The 22,586-nt window shown below is 60.3% G+C and carries 23 protein-coding genes; 17 read left to right on the forward strand and 6 right to left on the reverse strand.

Annotation, left to right across the window (positions count from 1 at the left end; genetic code table 11):
- The first annotated feature begins 3 nt into the window (after positions 1–3).
- Positions 4–369 (forward strand): cupin domain-containing protein, encoded by a 366-nt coding sequence (locus SERAS12_RS02810; protein WP_004949842.1) that lies wholly within the window; start codon positions 4–6, stop codon positions 367–369.
- Between the two features lie 41 nt (positions 370–410).
- Here SERAS12_RS02810 and SERAS12_RS02815 read toward each other — a convergent pair whose 3' ends face one another.
- From SERAS12_RS02815 to SERAS12_RS02830, 4 genes are all read right to left on the reverse strand, one after another.
- On the reverse strand, positions 411–1,217 hold the full coding sequence (locus SERAS12_RS02815) for an alpha/beta hydrolase (RefSeq protein ID WP_013811380.1): 807 nt from the start codon (positions 1,215–1,217) through the stop codon (positions 411–413).
- Between the two features lie 89 nt (positions 1,218–1,306).
- Positions 1,307–2,419: a class II histone deacetylase gene (locus SERAS12_RS02820; RefSeq protein ID WP_013811381.1), complete on the reverse strand. Its 1,113-nt coding sequence runs from the start codon at positions 2,417–2,419 to the stop codon at positions 1,307–1,309.
- Positions 2,420–2,433: 14 nt separating this feature from the next.
- Positions 2,434–3,603: an MFS transporter gene (locus SERAS12_RS02825; protein WP_013811382.1), complete on the reverse strand. Its 1,170-nt coding sequence runs from the start codon at positions 3,601–3,603 to the stop codon at positions 2,434–2,436.
- A 141-nt stretch (positions 3,604–3,744) separates the two neighbouring features.
- Positions 3,745–4,392, reverse strand: a complete 648-nt coding sequence (locus SERAS12_RS02830; protein WP_013811383.1) for a LuxR C-terminal-related transcriptional regulator — start codon at positions 4,390–4,392, stop codon at positions 3,745–3,747.
- A 563-nt stretch (positions 4,393–4,955) separates the two neighbouring features.
- Between SERAS12_RS02830 and SERAS12_RS02835 the strand changes: the two genes are divergently transcribed.
- From SERAS12_RS02835 to SERAS12_RS02855, 5 genes are read left to right on the forward strand one after another with little or no spacing between them, the layout of a single operon-like run.
- Positions 4,956–6,449: an APC family permease gene (locus SERAS12_RS02835; RefSeq protein ID WP_013811384.1), complete on the forward strand. Its 1,494-nt coding sequence runs from the start codon at positions 4,956–4,958 to the stop codon at positions 6,447–6,449.
- A complete protein-coding gene (locus SERAS12_RS02840; protein WP_013811385.1) occupies positions 6,424–7,011 on the forward strand; it encodes a DUF3156 family protein in 588 nt (195 codons plus the stop codon). The genes SERAS12_RS02835 and SERAS12_RS02840 overlap by 26 nt, the downstream gene beginning before the upstream one ends.
- Complete coding sequence (locus SERAS12_RS02845; RefSeq protein WP_013811386.1) at positions 7,004–7,786, forward strand: SDR family NAD(P)-dependent oxidoreductase; 783 nt, start codon at positions 7,004–7,006, stop codon at positions 7,784–7,786. Before SERAS12_RS02840 ends, SERAS12_RS02845 begins: the two co-directional genes overlap by 8 nt.
- Before the next feature lie 10 nt (positions 7,787–7,796).
- On the forward strand, positions 7,797–8,594 hold the full coding sequence (locus SERAS12_RS02850) for a MoaF C-terminal domain-containing protein (protein ID WP_013811387.1): 798 nt from the start codon (positions 7,797–7,799) through the stop codon (positions 8,592–8,594).
- 3 nt (positions 8,595–8,597) lie between these two features.
- Complete coding sequence (locus SERAS12_RS02855; protein WP_013811388.1) at positions 8,598–9,386, forward strand: SDR family oxidoreductase; 789 nt, start codon at positions 8,598–8,600, stop codon at positions 9,384–9,386.
- Positions 9,387–9,680: 294 nt separating this feature from the next.
- On the opposite strand, the gene hpaR is transcribed toward SERAS12_RS02855, so the two are convergent.
- Positions 9,681–10,133: a homoprotocatechuate degradation operon regulator HpaR gene (gene hpaR / locus SERAS12_RS02860; RefSeq protein ID WP_013811389.1), complete on the reverse strand. Its 453-nt coding sequence runs from the start codon at positions 10,131–10,133 to the stop codon at positions 9,681–9,683.
- A 357-nt stretch (positions 10,134–10,490) separates the two neighbouring features.
- Here hpaR and SERAS12_RS02865 point away from each other — a divergent pair, with 357 nt between their 5' ends.
- The 11 genes from SERAS12_RS02865 (at position 10,491) to hpaC (ending at position 21,184) form a co-directional block, all read left to right on the forward strand.
- Positions 10,491–11,123, forward strand: a complete 633-nt coding sequence (locus tag SERAS12_RS02865) for a fumarylacetoacetate hydrolase family protein (protein ID WP_013811390.1) — start codon at positions 10,491–10,493, stop codon at positions 11,121–11,123.
- Positions 11,120–11,884 carry a fumarylacetoacetate hydrolase family protein gene (locus tag SERAS12_RS02870; protein ID WP_013811391.1) on the forward strand — a complete coding sequence of 255 codons (765 nt, stop codon included), beginning with the start codon at positions 11,120–11,122 and terminating at the stop codon, positions 11,882–11,884. Before SERAS12_RS02865 ends, SERAS12_RS02870 begins: the two co-directional genes overlap by 4 nt.
- Positions 11,881–13,335 carry a 5-carboxymethyl-2-hydroxymuconate semialdehyde dehydrogenase gene (hpaE, locus tag SERAS12_RS02875; protein WP_013811392.1) on the forward strand — a complete coding sequence of 485 codons (1,455 nt, stop codon included), beginning with the start codon at positions 11,881–11,883 and terminating at the stop codon, positions 13,333–13,335. The genes SERAS12_RS02870 and hpaE overlap by 4 nt, the downstream gene beginning before the upstream one ends.
- 37 nt (positions 13,336–13,372) lie before the next feature.
- Positions 13,373–14,446 (forward strand): 3,4-dihydroxyphenylacetate 2,3-dioxygenase, encoded by a 1,074-nt coding sequence (gene hpaD, locus SERAS12_RS02880; protein WP_013811393.1) that lies wholly within the window; start codon positions 13,373–13,375, stop codon positions 14,444–14,446.
- A 52-nt stretch (positions 14,447–14,498) separates the two neighbouring features.
- The gene (locus SERAS12_RS02885) at positions 14,499–14,885 is read left to right on the forward strand and encodes a 5-carboxymethyl-2-hydroxymuconate Delta-isomerase (protein ID WP_013811394.1); all 387 of its coding nucleotides are present in this window, start codon (positions 14,499–14,501) and stop codon (positions 14,883–14,885) included.
- Positions 14,886–14,895: 10 nt separating this feature from the next.
- Positions 14,896–15,699 (forward strand): 2-oxo-hept-4-ene-1,7-dioate hydratase, encoded by an 804-nt coding sequence (hpaH, locus tag SERAS12_RS02890; protein WP_013811395.1) that lies wholly within the window; start codon positions 14,896–14,898, stop codon positions 15,697–15,699.
- 9 nt (positions 15,700–15,708) lie between these two features.
- Positions 15,709–16,509, forward strand: a complete 801-nt coding sequence (hpaI, locus tag SERAS12_RS02895; protein ID WP_013811396.1) for a 4-hydroxy-2-oxoheptanedioate aldolase — start codon at positions 15,709–15,711, stop codon at positions 16,507–16,509.
- Between the two features lie 87 nt (positions 16,510–16,596).
- Positions 16,597–17,967, forward strand: a complete 1,371-nt coding sequence (hpaX, locus tag SERAS12_RS02900; protein WP_013811397.1) for a 4-hydroxyphenylacetate permease — start codon at positions 16,597–16,599, stop codon at positions 17,965–17,967.
- A 48-nt stretch (positions 17,968–18,015) separates the two neighbouring features.
- On the forward strand, positions 18,016–18,912 hold the full coding sequence (gene hpaA, locus SERAS12_RS02905; RefSeq protein WP_013811398.1) for a 4-hydroxyphenylacetate catabolism regulatory protein HpaA: 897 nt from the start codon (positions 18,016–18,018) through the stop codon (positions 18,910–18,912).
- Between the two features lie 179 nt (positions 18,913–19,091).
- Entirely contained in the window at positions 19,092–20,654 is a 1,563-nt protein-coding gene (gene hpaB, locus SERAS12_RS02910) for a 4-hydroxyphenylacetate 3-monooxygenase, oxygenase component (protein WP_004949871.1), read from the forward strand.
- Positions 20,655–20,671: 17 nt separating this feature from the next.
- Positions 20,672–21,184 (forward strand): 4-hydroxyphenylacetate 3-monooxygenase, reductase component, encoded by a 513-nt coding sequence (gene hpaC / locus SERAS12_RS02915; protein ID WP_013811399.1) that lies wholly within the window; start codon positions 20,672–20,674, stop codon positions 21,182–21,184.
- A 46-nt stretch (positions 21,185–21,230) separates the two neighbouring features.
- On the opposite strand, the gene ampH is transcribed toward hpaC, so the two are convergent.
- Positions 21,231–22,373, reverse strand: coding sequence for a D-alanyl-D-alanine-carboxypeptidase/endopeptidase AmpH (gene ampH, locus SERAS12_RS02920; RefSeq protein WP_013811400.1), 1,143 nt, complete (start codon positions 22,371–22,373; stop codon positions 21,231–21,233).
- Between the last annotated feature and the right edge of the window lie 213 nt (positions 22,374–22,586).

The following is a 22,586-nucleotide window of genomic DNA, read 5'->3' on the forward strand; positions in this document are numbered from 1 at the left end:
GACATGAAACCATTACTGCTTAAGCAGCCGCTGCCTGAACTGCTGGAGATTGGCAGCGTCAGCAATCTGGGTGCCAGAGTGATCGCAGGTTCACCCAACGTCGGGGTAGCGACTCTTTTCGGTGAGCCGACCGATAACCTGAACTGCGGCGTTTTCAGCTGTACGCGCGGCACCTTTGTGATGGAGTATCCGTTTGCCGAACACGCCACCGTGTGGGAAGGCACCGCGACGTTGACCGATGAGAACACCGGGAAGTCCGTGCAGTATCAGGCCGGGGATTCGTGGTTTGTCGAAAAGGGAACGCCGGTGCGCTGGGAAATCACCTCCGATCGTTTTGTAAAACACTATCTCGCCATCGTCGAAGGTTGATCTCACCGTTATCCCCTCTCCGCCGGGAGAGGGGAAATCCGCTATCCCAGCACCCGCTCGATAAAGTCGGTGACCCGCTTCAATATCTGATCTTTGTTGGTTTCGTTAAAACTCTCATGCCGCCCGCCGGGGTTGATCATGGCGTCGAAATCGCTGCCCTTCAGCCGATCGATGGCGGTCTGCGATTCGGCCATCAGCACCAGCCGATCGTCATCGCCGTGTATCCACAGCGTAGGCAGCGCGCCGAAACCCGGCCCTGCGTTGATTTTTGCCAGGATCTGCTGCATGGCGCGCAACGTCGGGCGTTTGAATGGCCCGTGCCACACCAACGGATCGGCCTGATAGGCTTCGCCAACGGCCGGATCGCGTGACAGAATGGCGGTATCCAGCGGTTCGTTCGGGATAGCGGGCAGATCAAGCAAGTCGGAGATCAGGGTTCTTTCACCGATCAGCGGGCCGGATAGCACCAGTGCGCGGATACCTTCGCGATAACGCTGGGTATAACGAGTTGCGATCATACCGCCCATCGAATGACCGATGACCACCAGCGGCACGTCTGGGTGTAGCCGCTGAAAATGCTCTACTACGCGGTGAACATCGTCGACTACGGCGTCGTAATCCTCAATCAATACGCGCTCGCCCTGTGACAGCCCATGGCCGAGATGGTCGGGGCCAAACACCCGCGCGCCGTGCGCTTCCAGCGTACGCGCCACATACTGATAACGGCCAAGATGCTCGCCGTAACCGTGTACCAGCAGCGCCAGAAAGCGCGGCCGATCGCGGCTCCAGTCATGCACGGCAATATCGCCATGGCCACCTTTGATAAAGCTGATCTTTTGTTCAGACATAGTATTTTCTCATCGGCAGGATAACGGAAGCCCTATTCAGCGTAGCGGCAATGGCGTAGGGGCACAACCTGCGGCGCCCCAGAGGGAAACTACAGTTTGAACTGCTGCGCCAACCGATCGATGGCGTCGCGTTGAAACAGGTTGAAGGCATCACGCGGTTGCTGTTGCCGGATAAAATCCAGCAGCGGATCCTGCACTTCGGTGCGAATGCCGCTGAGCTGTTCCATCACCGCCAGGCCGCAGAACGGCACGTAGGATTCGGCGTAGCCGCCCTCATGAACCATCACCAGTTTGCCGCCGCACAGGCGATCGGCGGCGTCTTGCACCAGCGCGGTCATGCTGCGAAAGCTGTCGCTGTGCAACTGCATGCGTGCCAGGGGATCGATGGCGTTGGCGTCGTAACCGCAGGCAATAATAATCAGTTCAGGCTGAAACTGTTCCAGCGCCGGGATCACTATCTGTCGCAGAGCGTAGAGGTAGCCGTCGTCGCCGGTACCGGCCAGCAGCGGAATGTTGATGTTACAGCCTTCCCCCGCGCCTGCGCCGCGATCCTGCTCGCCGGAATAGCCGGCCGGGAAGCAGCCGTCCTGATGCAGCGACAGCGTCAGCACATCATCTCGCTGCCAGTAGATATGCTGGGTGCCGTTGCCGTGATGCACGTCCCAGTCGAGCACCGCCACCTTGCCCAGGCCGTATTGGGCCTTGGCGCGCTCGATGGCAATCGGGATATTGGCCAGAAAGCAGAAACCCATCGATTGGTCAGGCAGGCAGTGGTGACCCGGCGGGCGCGACAGCGCATAGGCGTTGTCCAGCTCACCTTGCAGCACCGCCTCGACCGCCGCGCAGGCCAGCCCGGCGGACAGTTTCGCTATTTCATAACTGCCCGGGCCCAGCGGGGCTTCTTCCCCCAGCATGCCGCCGCCGTTGTCGCTTAACTGTTTGAAACGTTGCAAATAGCCGGCCGGGTGAATGCGCAGCAGGTCTTCGTCAGTGGCCAGTTCGGCGCTCTGCAGCCTGAGCCGGCGCGACAGGCCGGAGACGTCCATCAGGTTTTTCATCCGCCGTTTGGTTTCCGGCGATTCCGCATGGCCCGCCCCCGAAGGGGGTTGAACCCAGCCGCCGACCGGCAGCGTAGTGGCATGTAAGCCGGTGCTGTGCCAGAAACAGCGTTCATCAAAGAAGAAACCGGTTTTTCTTTTCACCTTTTTACTCCTGGTCAATGGCGCGTCGCGCGCGGTGAAGCTAACAAAATCAATAACAGCGACAGCAGCGCGCAACCCAGCGCGCCGATCAACAGGGCGTCGAAGCCACCCGAAGATTCAATCAGGTAGCCGGCCAGCGTTGGGCCAATCGCCATGCCGCCGCCAATCACCAAATTGATGTTATTCATCAGCTTGCCGTTATTATCCAGCCCGGCGACGCGGGCCAGAATAAACGGCAGGACAAAGGTCCAGGTAAACTTGAACAGCACCGCCGCCACCGCAAAACGCAGCAGCAAGGGGTCACGGATCAGCAGCGCAATGCCGGCGATCAGCAGGCCGTAGCCCAGCCAAATCAGTCCGTTGCCACGGCGGCGTGCGCTGATAAACGCGGCACTGCCGGCACCGACGATGCCAAACAGGGTGGCGGCAGCCAGCACCTGGCCGCTGTTGACCGGCGAAAGGCCGGCCGCGGCGGCGATACTGCCGATAAAGGTCCAGACCGCGCTCAGGCTGATATAAAAGCTCAGTACCGCCAGCACGGCGAAAGCTTTGCGGAACCAGGGAGAGGTGGCGGAGCGCAGCGCTGCGTGCGTCGGGTGAAACCCGGCTGGGAAGGCGCGGATCAGAGGCAGGCAGCACAGCATGATGGCCGCCAGAATCAGATACACCGCCATCAGGCCGAAATGAGCGAACAGCGGGGGCAGCACCAGTAGCCCGACCGCACCCAGCACCAGTTGGCCCAACACCCAGAAGGCGTAGACCCGGCTGGGGTTGGCGGTGCCGCCCGCGCAGGTGATGCACAGGATCATCAACGTGCCGCCCGCCATCGAAGCGATAAAACGCAGCCCCAGCAGCAGGGTGAAATCGCCGATGAGCGCCGAGGCCAGATTGCCGGCGATAAACACCGCTGCCGCCAACGCAGCGACCCGGCGCCAGTTAACGCGGCTTATCCACCACCAGGCGGGCAAGGTCGCCAGGCTCATGGCACCCAATTCGGTTGAAAACAAGTGGCCGATTTGCGCTGGGGTGAGCTGCCACTGGCCGGCCAACTGCGCCGCTATCGCCGGGGCGGTCATCAGGATGCCCGGCGCAATGGCGGCAAAAATAATAATGGCGGTCAGCAGCCGTGGCGGGCAGGGGATAGCCGCCCCGGTTGAGGGTACAGAAACTGAATCACTGGACATAATAATTATCCCCGCAGGTTAAACCTGAGTCAGATATCGCCGCGATGCCGTATTTTGGGCAGGCGGAAACCGCGCCATGGATGGCGAATAATTAACGAGTTTATTTCTACCTGTTATAAGCCATCGTTATGGCTGTATTCATTAACTCAGGGCAATAAAGCTGCTGGCCACCAATTCGGTGCGGTTCACTACCTCGGTTTTGGCAAAGATATTGCGCATATGGGTTTTCACCGTCGAAAGTGAAATGCCCAGCTTCAGGGCGATGCGTTTATTGCTGGCCCCTTCGCGCACCATATTGACGATCTCCTGCTCCTTGGCGGTCAGCAACTGGGCTTCGCCGCCGGGCAGCAGATCGCGTGTCGCCAGTTCTATCAGCGGCAGTACCGCCCGCAGGCGGCCACGCTCCAGCTCGGTAAATGGCGTATCGCGGATCAAAGACACCCCGGCGATAATGCGTTTACGCTGACGGATAAAAATCTCCGTCATATCGCGCATGTCATTCGGCAGCATAAAGTCATGATAATAATGGCGGTTATTGGCGATCGCCGCCGGGCTCATGCCGACCATGCTGATATCCTGCTGATGGAAATTGGCGGGTTTAAGCGGATCAATCTGCTGAAAATGGGTCAAATACTGCTGATGCGTCTTATCGGAAATGCCGTGCAGAATATAGTGGTCTGGCCGCAGATCTTGATTGACCAGGTAAAACACCCCGGCGGACACCGGGATCAAATGCGCAATGGTGGTCAGACAGCTGTTGATAAAGGCATCGGATGATGTGCTGTGCATGATTCATTTCCCCCCTTTACCTACCCTGCGATCTGGAGAATACGTCGTTCAATATATGAACGATGTCAGCATAATTGCAGCAATTCAGTAACACAATAAGAACATATTAACAACGTGAGCCTGATTACAATAAAATACATAAATAACAAGGCAACGACCCAGAGTTAGCAGGGAATGGGACGACCTTACGCCAATATTTTGTTCATATGTTAATGAATGAGGCGCATCCTTCCCGCTGAATTTAAAGTGATTTCCCCTGCCAGCGGGGCGGCGCTGTGCGTACCGCCGATTGACGTCCCCTTTTCGCTGACAACCGGAGGCTCGTTCCTAAGAACGATGGACAGACGCGCTGTTCCCCGCATTCTCTCGAAAATCCCCTCGGCGAGATTCAAACCATAACGGTTGGCCGGGCTAAAAAGATAAGAGGAAAAAGCTATGGTTTGGCCTCGTCCTTAAGGACGATAGCCAGCATTTTCCTTTCCTCTCTATAGTGAGATCACCGCTACCTGCGGCGTAAACCTGCACAAACAACACCAGGGCAAAAACTATAAGAGGAACTACCCATGAACCTGTCGTCGCGGCTTCATGCCCACCTTGAACGGGGCAAGGTCGGATTCCCCACTACGCTGGCCAGCTCGGTCGGGGTGATTATGGCCAGTCCGGTGATCCTCACCGTCACCAGCGGTTTCGGTATTGGCGGCGATACCTTCGCGCTGGCGATGCTGATCGCCTTTATCATGATGCAAGCCCAGCTCACCACCTTCTCGGAGGCGGCGGCGATGCTGCCGACCTCCGGCTCGGTGTATGACTATATCGCCTGCGGCATGGGCCGCTTTTTTGCCATTACCGGCGCGCTGTCGGCCTATCTGATCGTGCATATCTTTGCCGGCACCGCCGAAACCATTCTTTCCGGCATCATGGCGCTGGTGAATTTCGAACACCTCAACACCCTGATGGCAACCCACAACGCCTCCTGGATGATTGGCGTCGGGTTGGTGATCCTGTTCGGTCTGCTCAATGCGTTTGGCATCGAAGCCTTCGGCAAAGCGGAGATCGTGCTGACTTTCTCCATGTGGAGCACGCTGGTGATCTTCGGGATCGCCGGGCTGCTGTCGCCGCATGCGGTGCCGCTGGAAGGCTGGTTCGGCAGCACGCTGAGCCTGAGCGATCCTTTTGCGGTGTTCAGCCTGATCGGTATGGCGATGTTTATGTTCGTCGGCTGCGAACTGGTGACGCCGATGGCGCCGGAGATCAAAGGCTCCGCCAGCGTGATCCCGCGCGCCATGTCACTGGGGCTGTGCGGCGTGGCGGTCTGCATGGCGCTTTACGGCGCCGCGCTCAGCCATCAGGTGGAGAACGTGGTGGTGGATGCCGTCAACGGCGTTCACTTGCTGGATACGCCGATGGCGATCCCGGCCTTTGCCGGGCAGGTTATGGGCGAGTTCGGCAAATATTGGCTCGGTATCGGGCTGCTGCTGGCCGGGGCCGCCACCATTAATACGCTGATGGCGGCGGTGCCGCGCATTCTGTACGGCATGGCGCTGGACGGCGCGCTGCCGCGTATCTTCGCTTATCTGCACCCGCGCTTTAAAACCCCGGTGGTGGGCATTCTGGTGGCGGTGCTGATCCCCTGCGTTCACGCCTTCGTCATTCAGGGCAATCTCGAGCGTATTCTCCCGCTGGTGCTGGCGGCGGTATGCGCCTGGGGTGTGGCTTATCTGCTGGTGACCTGTTCGGTGGTGATCCTGCGCATCCGTCGGCCGGATCTGCCGCGCGCCTATAAATCGCCGTGGTTCCCGCTGCCGCAAATCGTCTCCAGCATCGGCATTGTGCTGGCGATTATCTACATCACTCCGCCGGGCATGAACCCGCGTGACGTCTATATCCCCTTCAGCATCATGATCGGCTTGACCGCCGCCTATGCGCTGTTCTGGACGCTGTGCGTGCAGAAGGTCAACCCGTTCAAACCGGTGCCGGTCGAACAGGTGCTGGAAACCGCCTTCGCCAAAACGGAAAACGAGGAGGCGCAGTTTGATCGGCTTACTTCCCTCACTTAATCGCGTGTGGCGGCGGCAGCCGGCGGGTTATCAGCCGGGGGTGACGCTCACTCGGTTGGCGCAAAATCTGCAGCCCTATGTCTGCGAACGTCTGGCGCCGTGCCAACTGCGCTTGACGCTGCCGCAGGGGCCGGTGATTGAGGTCAGCGAACGGGTTAGCGCGCTGTTTATGGCGCATATCGTCAGCCACCGCTTCCGCCTGCAGGGGGCAAGCACGTTGGCAGAGCCGCTGACGCTACGCATCACCACCGGTGGTTGGCTGCGGCGGCGGGACGTGGTTTATCGCGCCACCCGCGACAATGCCACGGCGCAGCGGGTGATCGACGCCTTGCAGCGTTATCCGCAGATTGGCCAGACGCTGACGCAGCTCGATTTCCGCAGTATCCAACTGAGGGTGGCCGACGGCCGCTGGTGGCTGGATATCGAACATTTTGCCGCGTCGGAAGTGGTCAGCCGGTTGCCGGCCGGCCGTCGCTACCTGCGGCTGGAGCCGGAACAGCGGCGGTTGTTGCTGAGCAGCCTGCTGATGATCGGCCAACTGATGGAGAAACTGGATGAATAGAGTGGTGGTGATTACCGGTGGCGGCACCGGCGTGGGGGCTGCCTGTGCCCGGCGGCTGGCCGCTCAGGGCGACAGGGTGTTTATCATCGGCCGCCGCCGCGAACCGCTGGCGCTGCTGGCAGAGGAAATCGGCGCCGTGGCGCTGGTGGGCGACGCGTCGAGCGGCGAAAGCTGGAACACCACCCTGCTGCCGGCCATTTTGCAGCAGGGCGGGCGCATCGATTGCCTGATCGGCTGCGCCGGCGGTATGGGGTTTGGGCGCATTACCGACATGAGTGACGCGCAGTGGCAAGGCGCGCTGGACAGCAATCTCAACAGCGCTTTCGCCAGCGCGCGCGCCTGCCTGCCGGAACTGGTGAAAACCGGCGGCAACCTGCTGTTTGTCGCCTCTATCGCTTCGCTGGCCGCCGGGCCGGAGGTGTGCGGCTATGTCACCGCCAAGCATGCGCTGATTGGGCTGATGCGTTCCATCGCCCGCGATTATGGCCCGCTCGGGGTGCGCGCCAATGCGGTGTGCCCCGGTTGGGTGACTACGCCGATGGCGGACGAGGAGATGCAGCCGCTGATGGCCGCCCATCAGATCTCGCTGGAGCAGGCTTATCGGATGGTGTGCCGCGACGTGCCGCTGCGTCGCCCGGCCAGCGCGGAAGAGATCGCCGGCATCTGCCGTTTTCTCTGCTCGGCCGAGGCGTCAATCATTACCGGTGCGGCGCTGGTGGCCGATGGCGGCTCCACCATCGTCGACGTGCCGACGTTGGCTTTTACTTCCCTTTAAGGAGAATCAGATGAGTACAGAGGCGGTATTTATTCAGGTTGGCGCACTGGCGGAAGGTTTTGCGCCGCACAGCAACACGCTGGAACGGCAGCTCGGGCTGAGCGGCAGCACGCTGACGCTGCGTTTTGCCGAGGGTGAAACGCTGAAGTGCCATTTTACCGATGATCAAATGCTGAGCTGGGGGGCGCGCGCAGGTATCGCTTATCGTGCCACCAGCATTCGCTCCGGCATTTTGTTTATCGATTTTCTCGATCCTTCACAAGACAACGCCAGCATGACGCTGGTGTGCGATCGCAATCAGGGCAATTTCACCCTGGTGTACGGCCAATTGCCGGATGAACGGCAAACCCGGTTGGATGCTTTTAGCCGCGTCGAACAAGGGTTGCCGCTCACGGCGGTCAACGCCGAATTCCGCTTCGGCACGCTGGATAATGCGGCGGCCGCGTTGCCGCATTTCACCGACGAATTGATCGGCATGCGCAATATGTACACCTACAGCCCGACCGAACGTTACGAGCACATCTACCTGAACGACAATTTTTACGCCTGGCAGTGTCTGGACGGCGTAGAGAAAGGGCTGGCGGACGTCGATCGTTGTCATTACGTGAAAGTTGCCGAGCAGCTTTACCTGTTCGTGTGGCGCGAGAAGATCGTGCCGACGCTGGGCGTGGTGATGATCGATCTGCAGGCGATGCGTACCGACGGCAAGATCCTCGGCTATCAGGGCAGCGACTTCAGCGCACTGAGCAATTTTGCGGTGGGCGCTCATGCGCAGGTGCTGAACACCACTCGCCATCCCAGGGGGTAGCCGATGAACGCAACCTATGCGGCCGATGCCTTCAGCGGCCAGGTGGTGTTGGTGACCGGTGGCGCTCAGGGTATCGGGCTGGCGATTGTCAGCGCCTTTGCCCGCCTGGGCGCAACGGTGGTGATGGCCGATCTGCAACTGCGCAAGGCGCAGGACGCGGCGGAGACTTTGCAACGGCAAGGTTGGCGGGTGCAGGCCGTGGCCTGCGATGTGGCCGACGTGGCGCAGATTGCCGAACGGGTCGCGGCTGTGGGGGAGCAGTATCGGCGGCTGGACGTGGTTGTCCACAATGCGGCCTACTTCCCGCTGACGCCGTTTGCCGACATTGATGCCCCGCTGTTGCAACGCACGCTGAGCGTTAATCTGATGGCGCCGTTCTTTCTGGCCCAGGCGGCGCTGCCGTGGATGCGCCGCCTGGGCGGCTGCATGCTGGTGACCTCGTCGGTGACCGGGCCGCGGGTGGCTTATCCGGGGCTGGCACACTACGCCGCTTCAAAGGCGGGCGTGAACGGGTTTATTCGCGCGGCGGCGCTGGAGTTGGCACCGGTGGGCATTCGGGTTAACGGCGTGGAGCCGGGGATGATCCGCACGCCGGCGATGGCCAATTTGGGCGGCGCGGCAGTCAATCAGGCGATTGCCGCCGCCGTCCCGCTCGGGCGGCTGGGGGAGCCGGAAGACATCGCTGCGGCGATGGTGTTTCTCGCCTCGCCGGCGGCGGCTTATATCACCGGCCAGACGCTGGTGGTGGACGGCGGCGCACTGCTGCCGGAAGCGAATTCTCTTCTTACTTGACGCTGCAGCGTGGTTGGCTGCAGGCGCGCACCCCAGTCACTTACTTGAGTAAGCTCCTGGGGATTTACGCCTTGGCCGCCTAAATAGCTGCGCCGAATAGTGCTGCAGGTGGGGTCATGCAGAACGCCGACGCGCCGTGAACCCGTCCCTGGGGGCTCGTATCGCGCATCCCTGCGCTCAACGGTCGGCTAAACCTGTCATGACTCCCACCAACCTCAAGCTTAGGGTGTAGCGGTATTAAACACAGCTATTTAGCTGCAACGCCCATTCATTTGAGGATGCCGATTCATTGAATCATTTCTGGGTGGGATGGGCCGTCACGTTGGCCGGCAGTTTGTCGCCCAGGGTGATCAGCTCGTCCAGCAACGTCATCAGTTGATCCATCTTCTGCTGCGAAAACGCGGCTTCAATTTCGCGGTAACCCTGTTCCACCTGATGGCGTGCCACGTCGTACAGCTCCTGGCCCGGCTGGGTCAGCGAAACGTACAGCTTGCGCTGATCGTTGACCGGCTTCAGGCGGAAAATCAGCTTATCGCGCTCCATGCGCGACAAAATGCCGGTCAGGCTGGGGCGCAGGATGCAGGTCTCCGCCGCCAGTTCGTGGAATTCAATCGAACGGCTGTTGGCCAGCACGCGGATGATGCGCCACTGCTGTTCCGTCAGATTGTGGCTTTTCAGGATCGGGCGGAAAAACCCCATGGCGGTTTCACGCGCCTGCAACAGGGCAATGGTTAAGGATTCATGCATAGATTTGGCCTTTACTGTCAAGGTGTTCGGTATGTCGGCCCTGATTCTGGGAGCCCAGCATGCTGAGCCCACGAGCGCAATAGAGTACGCCCCTGCCAGGCCTGATTTATTAATAACTTAATAATAGCCAGATTTACCCCAACGTATAAAGCGAAAAAGCGGCTGGCGGGTGAAAATACGCCAAAAAACGATTAATCCTTTGAGTAATAACGCAAATGTTCCGCAGTTGTGAATATTTTGTTATCAGGATCACAAATCAATCCAACCGCGTTGCGTAAATCGTAAACAGCGTATAAAACTAATCGTTAATATATTAATGAATGCCGGTTGTCATGTTCTGTCACGAGAGGAGTTTGCATGAAAGGCACTGTATTTTCCGTCGCGTTGAACCACCGTAGCCAGATTGACGCCTGGGATCAGGCGTTCCATGAGCCGCCCTATAACACCCCGCCCAAGACCCCGGTGTGGTTTATCAAACCGCGCAATACCCACCTCGCCAACGGCGGGGCGATCCCGTTCCCGGCCGGTGAGAAGGTGCAGAGCGGCGCTACGCTGGCGGTGGTGATCGGCGATACCGCCCGCAAGGTACCGGCCGAGCGGGTGGCGGACTATCTGGCGGGCTATGCGCTGGCCAACGACGTCAGCCTGCCGGAAAGCAGCTTCTACCGCCCGGCGATCAAGGCGAAGTGTCGCGACGGTTTTTGCCCGCTGGGGGATATCGGCCAGCTGTCGGCAACCGGCCAGCTTGAGATCGTCACCGAAATCAACGGCGTGGAGCAGGATCGCTGGTCAACGGCCGATCTGGTGCGCTCGGTGCCTGAACTGATCGCCGCTATCAGCGATTTTATTACCCTGCAACCGGGCGACGCGGTGCTGATTGGCACCCCGCACCAGCGGGTGGAGATCAAACCGGGGGATGAAGTGACGGTGCGCGCCGCCGGTCTGCCCACCCTGACCAACCGCGTGACGCAGGCAGGAGACTTAACATGAGACACGCCCGTATTCGCCATCATGGCCAGATTGTTAACGCCCGCGTGGATGACCAGCTGTGCGTTACCTTGCCGGACGGCACTGTATTGCAGGAACGGGACGCCGAGTGGCTGCCACCGGCGCAGGGCACGGTGTTTGCCCTTGGCCTCAACTACGCCGACCATGCCAGCGAGCTGGAATTCAAGGCGCCGGAAGAGCCGCTGGTGTTCCTGAAAGCGCCGAACACCCTGACCGGCCACCGCCAGGTATCGGTACGCCCGGCCGGCGTGGAGTACATGCACTATGAGGCCGAGCTGGTGGCGGTGATCGGTAAAACCGCCCGCAACGTCAGCCGCGAACAGGCTATGGAATACGTGGCGGGTTACACGCTGTGCAACGACTACGCCATCCGTGACTATCTGGAAAATTATTACCGCCCGAACCTGCGGGTGAAAAGCCGCGACACGCTGACGCCGATCGGGCCGTACATCGTCGATCGCGATGATATCGCCGATCCGCACCGCCTGGCGCTCAGCACCTACGTCAACGGCGAGCTGCGCCAGCGCGGCAGCACCGCCGACATGATTTTCGATATCCCGTTCCTGATCGCCTACCTGAGCGAATTTATGACGCTGCAACCGGGCGACATGATCGCCACCGGCACGCCGAAAGGGCTGGCCGACGTGCAGCCGGGCGACGAGGTGGTAGTGGAAATCGAGGGCATCGGCCGTCTGGTTAACCACATCATCAGTGAAAAAGATTACGAGGAGAGCCTGCGATGAAAACCATCAACCATTGGATCAACGGCAAGAACGTCGCCAGTAAGGAGTATTTCACCACCACCAACCCGGCCAACGGCGAGGTGCTGGCGGAGGTGGCGTCCGGTGGGCAACTGGAGATCGAGCAGGCGGTGGCCGCCGCCAAGGCCGCGTTCCCGAAATGGGCCAATACGCCGATGAAAGAGCGCGCGCGCCTGATGCGCCGTCTGGGCGAGCTGATTGACGAGAACGTGCCGCAGATCGCCGAGCTGGAAACCGCCGATACCGGCCTGCCGATCCACCAGACCAAAAACGTGCTGATCCCGCGGGCCTCACACAACTTCGAGTTTTTCGCCGAAATCTGCCAGCAGATGAACGGCCGCACCTACCCGGTGGACGACAAGATGCTCAACTACACGCTGATTCAGCCGGTTGGCGTGTGCGCGCTGGTGTCGCCGTGGAACGTGCCCTTTATGACCGCCACCTGGAAAACCGCACCCTGCCTGGCGCTGGGCAACACTGCGGTGCTGAAAATGTCCGAGCTGTCGCCGTTGACCGCCGATCGCCTGGGCGAACTGGCGCTGGAAGCCGGCATCCCGGCCGGGGTGCTCAATGTGGTGCAGGGCTACGGCGCTACCGCCGGCGACGCGCTGGTGCGCCATAAAGACGTACGCGCCGTGTCCTTCACCGGCGGTACCGCCACCGGCCGCCGTATCATTGAAAGCGCCGGGTTGAAGAAATTCTCTATGGAGCTGGGCGGCAAATCGCCGGTGCTGATTTTTGAGGATGCGGACATCGAACGCGCGCTGGACGCCGCGCTGTTCACCATCTTCTCGATCAACGGTGAACGCTGCACCGCCGGTTCGCGCATCTTTATTCAGGAGAGCATCTACCCGGAATTCGTCAAACGTTTCGCCGAGCGCGCCAACCGCCTGCGCGTGGGCGATCCGCAGGATCCCAACACCCAGGTGGGGGCATTGATCAGCCCGCAGCACTGGGAAAAAGTCTCTGGCTATATCCGTCTCGGGCTGGAAGAAGGGGCGACGCTGTTGGCGGGTGGCCCGGATAAGCCGGCCGGGCTGAGCCACGGCAACTTCCTGCGCCCGACGGTGCTGGCGGATGTCGACAACCGGATGCGTATTGCGCAGGAGGAGATTTTCGGGCCGGTGGCCTGCCTGCTGCCGTTCAAATCGGAAGAAGACGGCCTGCGCATGGCCAACGACGTGGAGTACGGCCTGGCGTCCTACATCTGGACGCAGGATGTGAGCAAGGTTCTGCGTCTGGCCCGCAATATTGAAGCGGGCATGGTTTTCGTCAACACCCAAAACGTACGCGATTTGCGCCAGCCGTTCGGTGGCGTGAAATCCTCCGGCACCGGCCGCGAAGGTGGGGAATACAGCTTTGAGGTGTTCGCCGAGATGAAGAACGTCTGTATTTCCATGGGTGATCACCCCATCCCGAAATGGGGCGTCTAAGCCTCAGGCCACAACAAAAACGAAAGAGATGAGAACGATGACGACAAAACTTACCACCCATGCTGTCCCTGCTCCCGACGTTGTGCGCTGTGCCTATATGGAAATTCAGGTAACCAACCTTAAAGCGGCGCGCGAATTCTACGTCGACATCCTTGGCCTGGTGGTCACCGCCGAGGATGAGAAAACCCTGTACCTGCGTTCGATGGAAGAGTTTATTCACCATAACCTGGTGCTGCGCGAAGGCCCGGTGGCCGCCGTTGCGGCCTTTGCTTTCCGCGTGCGCACGCCGGAAGACGTCGACCGCGCCGAAGCCTATTTCAACGCCTTGGGCTGCCGCACCGAGCGCCGGGTGAAGGGCTTCGTCAAAGGCATCGGCGATTCGGTGCGGGTTGAAGATCCGCTCGGCTTTCCGTACGAGTTTTTCTACGACGTGCAGCACGTCGAACGCCTGGCCTGGCGTTACGATCTCTACACGCCGGGCGCGCTGGTGCGCCTCGATCACTTTAACCAAATTACGCCCGACGTCCCGCGAGCCGTGGAATACATCCAGGGGCTGGGTTTCCGCGTGACGGAAGATATCCGCGATGAAAACGGCGTGGTTTACGCCGCCTGGATGCGTCGCAAAGCCACGGTGCATGATACCGCGATGACCGGCGGGGCCGGGCCGCGCATGCACCATATCGCCTTCGCCACCCATGAAAAGCACAACATTCTGGCCATTTGCGACAAGCTTGGCGCGCTGCGTAAATCCGATTTGATCGAACGCGGCCCCGGCCGCCACGGCGTCTCCAACGCCTTCTATCTCTACTTGCGCGATCCCGATGGCCACCGGGTGGAGATCTATACCCAGGATTACTACACCGGCGATCCTGATAACCCGACCGTGACCTGGGATGTGCACGACAACCAGCGCCGCGACTGGTGGGGCAACCCGGTGGTGCCGAGCTGGTACACCGAGGGATCGCTAGTGTTGGATCTCGACGGCCGGCCGCAGCCGGTTATCGAACGCAGTGCGCCAAGTGAAATGGCCGTCACCATCGGTGCCGATGGTTTTTCCTACACCCGCGAGGGCGACAAGGAAAAAGGCTTCAAGCTCGGCAACACCCTGTAACCACCGCCGCGCGGGCGGCTTGCCCGCGTAAATTCGCCGTTTGGAGATTGCTATGCCGCATTTTTATGCTGAATGCACCAACAACATCCGCGAAGAGGCCGATCTTCCCGCCCTGTTCGCCAGGGTCAATCAGGCGCTGGCGGACACCGGCATCTTCCCGCTGGCCGGGGTACGCAGCCGTGCCCTCTGGCTGGACACCTGGCAGATGGCCGACGGCAAGCAGGATTACGCTTTCGTGCACATGACGTTGAAAATCGGCCATGGCCGCAGTCTGGAAAGCCGCGAGCAGGTCGGCGAGATGCTGTTCGCGCTGATCAAGGAACACTTTGCCGCGTTGATGGCCAGCCGTTATCTGGCGCTGTCCTTCACCCTTGAAGAGCTGGATCCGGTGCTGAATTACAAGCAGAACAATGTCCATGCGCTATTTCGCAAAGAGTAAGGGGCCGTAAATGTTGGATAAAGAGCTGATTAGCCGCACCGTGCAGCGCTTGCACCAGGCGGAACAGAGCCGCGAACAGATCCGCGCGCTGTCGCTGGATCATCCCGAGATCACCCTTGAAGACGCTTATGCCATTCAGCGGCAGTGGGTGGCGCTGAAGATCGCCGAAGGCCGTACGCTGAAGGGCCATAAGATCGGCCTGACCTCGCGCGCCATGCAGGTCAGCTCGCAGATCACCGAACCGGATTTCGGAGCGCTGCTGGACGACATGTTCTTCAACGACGGCAGCGACATTCCAGTCGATCGTTTTATCGTGCCGCGCGTCGAGGTGGAGCTGGCGTTCGTGTTGGCCAAACCGCTGCGCGGGCCGAACTGCACGCTGTTCGACGTGTACAACGCCACCGATTACGTCATTCCGGCGCTGGAGATCATTGATGCGCGCAGCCATAACGTCGATCCGCAGACCCAGCGGCCGCGCAAGGTGTTCGACACCATTTCCGATAATGCCGCCAATGCCGGGGTGGTGATGGGCGGCCGGCCGATCAAACCGGACGCGCTGGACCTGCGTTGGATCAGCGCGTTGCTGTACCGCAACGGGGTGATCGAAGAGTCCGGGGTGGCGGCGGCGGTGCTCAACCACCCGGCCAACGGCGTCGCCTGGTTGGCCAACAAGCTGTTCCCGTATGACGTAGAGCTGGAGGCCGGCCAGGTGATCCTCGGCGGTTCCTTTACCCGGCCGGTGCCCGCGCGGCGCGGCGATACCTTCCACGTCGATTATGGCCCGATGGGCTGTATCAGCTGCCGGTTCGTTTAAGGGGGTTCAATGTTTACCAACCATTTCAAACGGGCATTGCAGGAAAAGCGCCCGCAGATTGGCCTGTGGCTGGGTCTGTGCAGCAGTTACAGCGCGGAACTGTTGGCCGGCGCCGGTTTCGACTGGTTGCTGATCGACGGCGAACACGCGCCCAACAACGTGCAGACGGTGCTGGGCCAGTTGCAGGCGATAGCGCCTTACCCGAGCCACCCGGTGGTGCGCCCGCCGTGGAACGATGCAGTGATCATCAAACAACTGCTGGACGTCGGTGCGCAAACCCTGCTGATCCCGATGATTCAGAATGCCGAACAAGCGCGCGAGGCGGTGCGAGCCACCCGTTATCCGCCGCACGGCGTACGTGGCGTCGGCAGTGCGCTGGCGCGGGCTTCTCGCTGGAATCGGGTGCCGGATTATCTGCAGCAGGCCGATGCGCAGATGTGCGTGCTGGTGCAGATCGAGACCCGCGAGGCGGTGAAAAATCTGGATGCTATTTTGCAGGTGGAAGGCGTCGACGGGGTGTTTATCGGCCCGGCGGATCTGTGCGCCGACATGGGGTTTGCCGGCAATCCGCAGCACCCCGACGTGCAACGCACCATTGACGACGCCATCGCGCGCATCAGCGCGGCCGGTAAAGCGCCAGGCATTCTGATGGCTAATCCGCAGCTGGCGCAGCATTACCTGGCCTCCGGCGCGCTGTTTGTCGCCGTTGGGGTGGACACCACCTTGCTGGCGCGTGCGGCGGAATCCCTGGCGAGCCGTTTTAAACAGGATCTGCCGCCGGCGCCACCGCCATCCCCGGGCGTTTATTAGGCCGTATCCCTTAATTGATCGCCAGCGGCGCTCACGCAATTAAGGGGCACAGCCTATGTTACCGGACACAACCCTATCGGAGCCACCATGAGCAACGTCGATTCGCTGCCGCCGGTCAACCCGGCGCAGCAACATAAAGCGTTAACCGCCGCCGAGCAATCGGTGATTAAAAAGCTGTTTCGGCGACTGATTATTTTCCTGTTCGTGCTGTTTGTTTTCTCTTTCCTCGACCGCATCAACATCGGTTTCGCCGGGCTGACGATGGGCAAGGATCTCGGCCTCAGTTCGACCATGTTTGGCCTGGCGGCGACGCTGTTTTACGTCACCTATGTTGTCTTCGGCATTCCCAGCAATATCATGCTCGGGATCGTCGGCGCGCGGCGCTGGATCGCTACAATCATGGTGCTGTGGGGCATCGCTTCGACCTGCACGTTGTTCGCCACCGGCCCGACCAGCCTGTACGTGCTGCGCATGATCGTCGGCATCACCGAAGCCGGTTTCCTGCCCGGCATTCTGGTGTATCTCACCTACTGGTTCCCGGCGTTTTACCGCGCCCGCGCCAACGCGCTGTTCATGATCGCCATGCCGGTGACCATGGCTATAGGTTCCCTGGTATCGGGTTACATTTTGGCGCTGGACGGGGTGATGAACCTCAAGGGCTGGCAATGGCTGTTCCTGCTGGAAGGCATTCCTTCGGTGTTGCTGGGCGTGGTGGTGTGGTTCTATCTCGACGATACGCCGGCCAAGGCCAGGTGGTTGACCGACGAAGAAAAAGCCAGCCTGAAGGCGATGATGGACGCCGACAAGCTGCAACTGGTGCAGCCCAACGGGCCGCGCAGCCACCGGGCGATGCAGCAGCGCAGCCTGTGGCGTGAGGTGTTCACCCCGATCGTACTGATGTACACGTTGGCCTATTTTTGCCTGACCAACACCCTGAGCGCCATCAACATCTGGACGCCGCAGATCCTGCAGAGCTTCAATCAGGGCAGCAGCAATATCGTGATCGGCATTCTGGCGGCGATCCCGCAGATCTGCACCATCGCCGGCATGGTGTGGTGGAGCAAACGATCGGATCGCCTGCAGGAGCGTAAACACCATACCGCGCTGCCGTACCTGTTTGCCGCCGCCGGTTGGCTGCTGGCTTCCGCCACCGATCACAGCCTGATCCAACTGCTGGGGATCGTCATGGCTTCGGTAGGGTCTTTCACCGCGATGGCGATCTTCTGGACCACGCCGGATCAATCCATCAGCCTGGAGGCGCGCGCGATCGGGATCGCGGTGATCAACGCCACCGGCAATATAGGATCGGCGGTCAGCCCGCTGTTGATCGGTTGGTTTAAGGATCTGACCGGCAGTTTCAACGCCGGGCTCTATTTCGTGGCGGCGCTGTTGGTCATCGGGGCGTTGATCGTCTGGCGCATTCCGATGCAAGGCTCGCGTCCGCGGGCCACGCCATAAGCCTGATATTAGGCTATTTTACCGATCTCATCGCTGAGGGAGGATGATGTGCAGAAAAGTACCGGTTTTATCGCCAATATCGACATCTGCAAAGAGTACGATGCGCGCTACGCCACCGATGAGGTGCATTACGAAACCTTCGCCGGGCTGGCGGCGTTTTTTGGCCGCGACATGCAGGTGCACTGGCACGACCGTTTCTTCCAGGTGCATTTTCTGGAGACCGGCAAGATTGAGCTGCAGCTGGACAGCCAGCACTATTCGGTGCAGGCGCCGCTGTTTATCCTGACGCCGCCCTCGGTGCCGCATGCGTTCTTCACCGAGCCGATCAGTGACGGCCACGTGCTGACGGTGCGCCAGGAGCTGATTTGGCCGCTGCTGGAGCGGCTGTACCCCGGCAGCAATCTGGCGCTCGATATGCCGGGCATCTGTCTGTCGATGGCGGACGCCCCGCAGGAGTTGACGGCGCTGAGCCATTACTGGGCGCTGATCCGCCGTGAATTCGGCCAGCAACTGGCCGGCCGCGAGCAGACTCTGGCGCTACTGGCGCAAGCGGTGTTTACCCTGCTGTTGCGTAATGCCGCGTTGGAAGATACCGCCACCAGCGGGGTGCGCGGCGAACTGAAATTGTTCCAGCGTTTCAATAAAATGGTGGATGAACGCTTCCGCGACCACCTGCCGGTGCCGGACTATGCGCAGGCGTTGGGAGTGACCGAATCACGGCTAAACGATCTGTGCCGCCGCTTCGCCAACCAGCCCCCCAAACGGCTGATCTTCGACAGGTTGCTGCGCGAAGCCAAGCGCATGCTGCTGTTCAGCGCCTGTAGCGTGCATGAGACCGCTTATAGCCTCGGGTTCAAGGACCCGGCCTATTTCGCCCGTTTTTTCAATCGTCTGGAAGGCTGCTCGCCTTCGACCTACCGCGCCGCACAACATCCCCTTTCGTAACCTGGATCACAATTCGCAGCCATTGCGGCCAATCCGCCTGAAAAGTACCGGCGATTGCCGCAAAAGTCTCTTCTCGAAATCGGCGTTGGCAGCTTCAATTAAGCAACCAAAAAGAAACATGAATTTAACAAATGACCGAGTCCAGGGTCTGAAAAATGCCGATTACGAGGAAGACTTAAATGAAACCAGAAGACTTTCGTGCCGACAGCAAACGCCCGTTCACCGGCGCCGAGTACCTGAAAAGCCTGCAGGATGGCCGCGAAATCTATATTTACGGCGAGCGGGTGAAGGACGTCACCACCCACCCGGCGTTCCGCAATGCGGCGGCTTCGGTCGGCCAATTGTACGACGCGCTGCACGATCCGGTCAGCCAGGATCGCCTGTGCTGGAATACCGACACCGGCAACGGCGGCTACACCCACAAGTTCTTCCGCTACGCTCGCAGCCCGGAAGAAATGCGCCAACAGCGTGACGCCATCGCCGACTGGTCGCGCCAGACCTACGGCTGGATGGGGCGCACCCCGGACTACAAGGCGGCCTTCGGCTGCGCTTTGGGGGCCTATCCGGAGTTTTACGGGCAGTTCGCCGATAATGCCCGCCATTGGTACAAACGCATTCAGGAAACCGGTCTGTACTTTAACCACGCCATCGTCAATCCGCCGATTGACCGCCACAAACCGGTCAACGAAGTGAAAGACGTTTACATCCAGGTGGAGAAAGAGACCGACGCCGGCATTATCGTCAGCGGCGCCAAGGTGGTGGCGACCAACTCGGCGCTGACCCACTACAACTTTATCGGCTTCGGCTCCGCCCAGGTGATGGGCGATAACCCGGATTTTGCGCTGATGTTTGTGGCGCCGATGGACGCCGAAGGGGTGAAGCTTATCTCCCGCGCCTCCTATGAGCTGGTGGCCGGCGCGACCGGATCGCCGTTCGATTACCCGCTCTCGAGCCGTTTTGACGAGAACGATGCAATCCTGATTATGGATCACGTGCTGATCCCCTGGGAAAACGTGCTGATCTACCGCGATTTCGATCGTTGTCGCCGTTGGAGCACCCAGGGCGGCTTCGCCCGGTTGTTCCCGCTGCAGGCCTGCGTGCGTTTGGCGGTGAAGATGGACTTTATCACCGCGCTGCTGCAAAAGAGCCTGTCCTGCACCGGCGTGCTGGAGTTCCGCGGCGTGCAGGCCGATCTCGGCGAAGTGGTGGCCTGGCGCAACCTGTTCTGGTCGCTGAGCGATGCGATGTGCGCGGAGTCCACAAAATGGGAAAACGGCGCCTATCTGCCGGATTCCGCCGCGTTGCAGACCTACCGCGTGATGGCGCCGATGGCCTACACCAAGGTGAAGCACATCATCGAAAAGAACGTCACCAGCGGGCTGATTTATCTGCCGTCCAGCGTGCGCGACATGAACAACCCGGAGATCGACAAATACCTGGCTCGCTACGTGCGCGGATCCGATGGGATGGATCACGTTGAGCGCATCAAGATCCTCAAGCTGATGTGGGATGCGATCGGCAGCGAGTTCGGCGGCCGTCATGAGCTGTATGAGATCAACTATGCCGGCAGTCAGGATGAGATCCGCCTGCAGTGTCTGCGCCACGCGCAGGGATCCGGCACCATGGATCAGATGATGCAGATGGTCGACAAGTGCCTGTCCGATTACGATCAGCACGGCTGGAAAGTGCCGCACCTGCATAACAATGGCGATATTAATCAGCTGGATAATCTGCTGAAGTAATTCAGGAGGAGGGTTGTATGTCTCAGGAAAATGAACACCGTCTGCGGTTTCGCGACGCCATGGCCAACCTGTCTGCTGCGGTGAATATTGTGACTACCGACGGCCCGGCGGGGCGCTGCGGCATCACCGCCACGGCGGTCTGCTCGGTGACCGATACGCCGCCGACGCTGCTGGTATGCATTAACCGCAACAGCGCGATGAACCCGGTCTTCCAGGAGAATCAGCGGCTGTGCGTCAACGTGTTGAACCATGAACAGGAGCTGATGGCGCGCCATTTCGCCGGCATGACCGACGTCAGCATGGAGGAGCGCTTCCGGCTGGAGGAGTGGCAAAGTGGGCCGTTGGGCCAGCCGGTCCTGCGCAATACGCTGGCCAGCCTGGAAGGGGAGATCGCGCAGATCCAGAGCATCGGCACCCATCAGGTGTATCTGGTGCAGATCCGCCAGATCCTGGTGAACGCCGCCGGTAACGGCCTGATCTACTTCAAACGCAACTTCCACCCGGTGATACACGAAATGACCCTGGCGTGAGTGTTGTCGGGGCGAGCCTGCTCGCCCCGACATTCACTCGGCGGCGCTAGCTTTTGTTGGCGGCCAAATCCCCCACCAGCCGGTTAACCGGATCGCTCATATTGGTGAATTTGGTCAGTTCTGAACGGGTTACCACCACGAAGACGCCGATATTTTTCTGCGGGATCATCGCCATATAGGTAATAAAGCCGCCGCCGCCGCCGGTTTTCTGAATAATGCCCGGCAGGCCGTCCTTCGGCGCCATATATACCCAACCCAATCCCAACGCGCTCGCTTCACCCGGCACGTCCATGCCTTTCAGCGACACCAGATCGTTGCGCTGGAAGTACATGGTTTGTTCGCTGGCCGCCGTCGATTTGCGTGCGCCGGCGGTGTTGGAAGAGAGGAACTGTTGCATCCAACGCTGCATGTCGCGCGGGGTGGAATAAACCCCGCCGCTGCCGCCTGCTGCGGTGGTGTCGCGGCAGGCGCTTGGCCCGGCGGCCGCCACCATCAGGCGCGAGCACTGTTCGGCGCTGGGGGTGAGGGTGGTGTCGACCATGCCGAGCGGCGCGGTGATTTTTTCGCGCAGCAGGGCGCTGTAGGGTTTGTTTGCCGCCCGCGACAAAGCATCCGCCAGCAGATCATAGGCCAGGTTGGAATAGGCGGCGCGCACGCCCGGCGGCACTGTGACGTTGGCATGTTCGAGCCACTGCCAGCGCTGTGCCTTGGTCGGCCAGGTGAACACCGGCGTTTTCGCCGGTTTTTGGCCCGGTTGTTCGCGCGGCAGCGAGCTGGTGTGAGTCGCCAGGCTCAGCAAGGTGATGGGCTGTCGCGAATTATAGGCCGGCACGGAGGCGCCCTGCGGGGCGTATTTTCGCAGCGGATCGGTCAGCTTGACCCGACCTTCCGCCGCCATTTTGACCATCACTTCGCTGGTCATCAGCTTGGTGATCGAGGCGATGCGGATCAGCGAATCCGGGCGCGGGCGCAGATCGTTGCCCGGCTTGGTATCGCCAAAGCTGCGGTTAACCACCTGATTGTTATCAATCACCACCAGCGCCATGCCGGTGGCGCCGCTGTTGAAGAAAATGTGTTCGGCATACTGGTCGACGATTTGCGAGGCCAGTTGCGGGTCGGCGGCTTGAGCGGCCAGTGGCGCGGCGCACAGGCTCAGCGCCAGCAATGAAGCGCGGAAAGAGTTCTTCAACGATCGTTATCCATGTTAAAAGGCTGCAGGGAGAGGGCCCGGGCCGTGGCGTAACACGGCCTATACCCGTAGTCTTTCAAGCTGCAGCGCCGTTACCTGCGCTTGCTGCATCTTGAAAGCCATAGGGTGCAATGTGCTGCCAGTGTAATGTGCCTTGGCCCCTGCTGCATGTGGAAAAAAGAGCGGTCCGTCAAAAATTTTTACCCTGGCCCC

It is taken from the genome of Serratia sp. AS12 (assembly GCF_000214195.1).
GTDB lineage: Bacteria > Pseudomonadota > Gammaproteobacteria > Enterobacterales > Enterobacteriaceae > Serratia > Serratia plymuthica.